This window comes from Dysgonomonas termitidis (assembly GCF_042654545.1).
GTDB classification, from domain to species: domain Bacteria; phylum Bacteroidota; class Bacteroidia; order Bacteroidales; family Dysgonomonadaceae; genus Dysgonomonas; species Dysgonomonas termitidis.
Map to the genome: position 1 here is coordinate 1 of NZ_JBHSGN010000029.1, position 3497 is coordinate 3497.

The 3497-nt window shown below is 31.9% G+C and carries 2 protein-coding genes; both read left to right on the forward strand.

The genetic code is table 11. The annotated features are described in order from the left end of the window. The coding region (locus tag ACFO6W_RS03915) for an FISUMP domain-containing protein (protein WP_379994047.1) at window positions 1–1067 on the forward strand (1067 nt) is incomplete at its 5' end. Window positions 1068–3148: 2081 nt separating this feature from the next. Then, window positions 3149–3355 (forward strand): hypothetical protein, encoded by a 207-nt coding sequence (locus ACFO6W_RS03920; RefSeq protein ID WP_379994048.1) that lies wholly within the window; start codon window positions 3149–3151, stop codon window positions 3353–3355. The last annotated feature ends 142 nt before the right edge of the window (window positions 3356–3497 follow it).

Consider the following 3497-nt stretch of genomic DNA (forward strand, 5'->3'; position numbering starts at 1 on the left):
ATATAAAACTGAAATTAATTAAAAATAATCATCCAATTTGTTTGGATTTTAACTGGAAAGACAATTATGACAAAGAACATGTAGGACTTATGGTTTATAATACTAACAACTGCATCAACGCTGTTACTGCAGATGGAACAGGAGCTTATATCTGGAATGGACAAAGGTGGGTATCTTTGTTCGATGAAACATCTTCTTTAACCTCAGGGGTACAAGTTCATGTAGATCAAGATGGCAATCAATTTTATTCCGGAGACTTTGGAAATGCCGGCCGGTGGATGCTTTATAATTTGCGTGCCAGGAAATATGCAGACGGCACCCCTCTTCCTGATTCCCCAAAACTAGATTTTTCTTCAAATGAGCCTATGTGGCTATATCCCATGCCTGACGGAGGAGACGGCATGGATGATAAATGGGTGAAAGATTATGAACCACTTGGTTTAATGTATAACGGTTATGCTGCATTTGGGGGACATAAGCTAAATAGTATAGACCAAAGTCAGATAGCGGGAGAAACCCCTGGCCCTGATGAAGTAGAGTCCGTAGGAACCGGAAGGATACAAGGTATCTGCCCCAATGGATGGCATATTCCGAGCGACCGTGAATGGAATCAACTGGAAAAGGTAATATATAACAACCGTGAAAAATATAGTAACTATATTTTGACTGATACTCCATTCTCGCCCGCAATCTGGAATTCCGACTGGGAAACACAATCGCCATATCCTCCGACCTGGACCAGAGGTTCAGATTCATCGAATAGGCATAACTTGGCTATGATAGCCCCTTGTCAGACATCGGTTTTGGGAAACACCTTAAAAAGTAAGCCCACTACAAAAGGAGGGTTTTATGTTATTTTGGCCGGTAGAATTACGACAGCGCCTGTTAAAACTATTAACTTTGGAAACGAAGGGAATCTGGTTTCAAGTTCGTTAGTAAATACCGCCGGTTTCGGAAATCCTTCTATGTATACACGCAATTTTTATTCAAACAGTAATAAAGTTCGAAGGAGTCTGCTAATGTATGAAATGTATGTATCGGTACGATGCAAAAAAGATGTGCCATAATAGTTGAAAATAAAATAAGACTATTGATAATCTAACCTTCAGCAGTCTTTCTTCTTTGCTGTACAATAAAATCTGATCGTATTGTTTTTAACAAATGATCATATATCTTTTATATCTATCTTAAAATAACCAGCTTGACTCCGGAACCAATCATATCGTCTCGGAAGGATACAGCCGCCTTAAATAGAATATAATTACTTTAATTAATACATCGCTAATTGATAATAAATATGGGTGATTATTTTAATAAATCTGAGGGGCATGACTGTGTAGTAACTGAAATGAACGCATTATTATACTTCACATGATGTAAAAAAATGGTACCGTACAGATATTTTGCGAATAAGAAACATAAATCCGGAATATATTTTATGTGTCAAATTATTATTCCGGTAAATATTTAAAAGATAAAATAACAAATAAAAGTCTTAATTATAACCGTTTCATTTTATTTTACGTTTTGACACATCAGATATTTTACGAAGATGGTAATTTGATTTTAATTATTTATGCACTTTCGCAACATATTTTAAATGCAATGAATATATTAACTCATAAGTAAATTAAGACAATCTTAACATTGATATTATTATATAGTACTTTTTGATCTATTAAATTTTTTATTATTTGCAGTTATTTGATAACACAGGTTAGTATCGAACCGCAGGGAACATTGGTTTTTTAGAAGGACTCTGAATAAAAATAAAAGATACTTCTTGGATTTTAAGTTAATATGAATGCCTTGTTCAAACCTGTCATGGTTTTAATAATTATAGGTAATAAGCTAGTTGCCTATCAATAATTCAAACTTGTCTGACTAGAATTTGTATTCGTTTAGGGTTGTCTATACTTGTGAAAAGAAGAGGCAACCCTTTTTTAGTGTAAGGTGCAGCATATTTTAACATTAGTCTAATATGATGGATAAGTCAGTATAGTAAGTAGGCTATGATATATTCATAATATTTATATCGTAGTATTGCATATTTTAATGATGTTTAATTTATTATTAAATACTATTTCTGTTTTATCCAAATCAGACCACAATCGTAGTAACTTGTATAGAAAGTGTAATTCCGGCTTTCCATAATACCTGTTTACGAACAGGAATAGTTTTTTCCTTTATTCTGCAAATTAAGGCATTATCAATCCTATTCAATTCAATAATCGGTAAGACAGATATTAATTAATGAAAAAGCCAAATAATACCTGATTCTTTATCTCATGGAAAGATAGCTGGACATCATTTGAATCAATCAAACAAAATAATATTTGTATTACAATTTATCATTGTGACAAACTATATATTAAATTATAATAAATCACAAACAGAATATTCATGTAATCTCTTTTATGTTAATTGTTTATATATTTTTTACGTTCTGTCATATTGAATAATATACACATTTATACACCTTGCTTTACTATTTATTTCAATTTTGTGGCTGTTTTTGAAAATAGTCACCCACTGCATCTATTTATTAGTTGGTTCTATTTTATATATCATTGATAATGTATTTCTATTATCATTAGATAATAGTAGGTACAATCATAAGAGGCGGCATCTTATTATCAAACATATGAAGTGATATTAGGATTCTGAATAATAATTTTTACTGACATATTCAATCAATGTACACTTGCAATGTCAATATTTTAAATAAAAGCATAAGAAATAGAGAGAGATATATTATTTTCTATTTCTCTTGTGGCATAAGATATATTGTCGCACAATCAACAAACCTTATCAAGTCTGTTATAGTTGGCAATAGACCGGTAGAAAACAATTCAGTTTTAACAGAAGAAGTTAGCGGGAATAAGATGAAGACTCTTCAGGATTACGTAAATGTATCCGTGGTTCAAGTTTTTTTAATGCAAGCTTTGATGCTGCCAGAAATCATGCTTGGTTTAGTAGGTTATTAGCATGAGTAGGGCAAGAATCTCTCCATTGACATGCAATTGGGAGATAAGGTGAATCAGATAACTTATTTATATATCACTTGGCAAGTAAGAGAAAAAATATAAGACAATAGCCGGAAGTAATACGGCATAGTAATTTAATTTTAAATATATAATAAATTTACATGAAACAAACTTTAAACACAAGCGTAAGTAAAAAAGCGACATTCAAATTAATGTTATTAATTCTTGTCATACTGAGTCTCTCTCAAACTGCAAACGCTCAAGTGACGGTAGGGCTTGGGGAAGAGCCTGAGCAATATGCAACTCTTCAAATTAAGGATTTAGATAAAAACAGCACAACGTCAGTTATTATGAGGTTAATATTTTGAGGTTTAGGATAAAAGAGAAGGAATAAAATTATCATTTTTAAAATTATTTTGTCAATTTATGCTGGATACGATTAAGGACTAATTTAGGGTCTGCTGATAAACTGATAATTCGTTAAGGATGAGTGAAAATACTTATATTTGT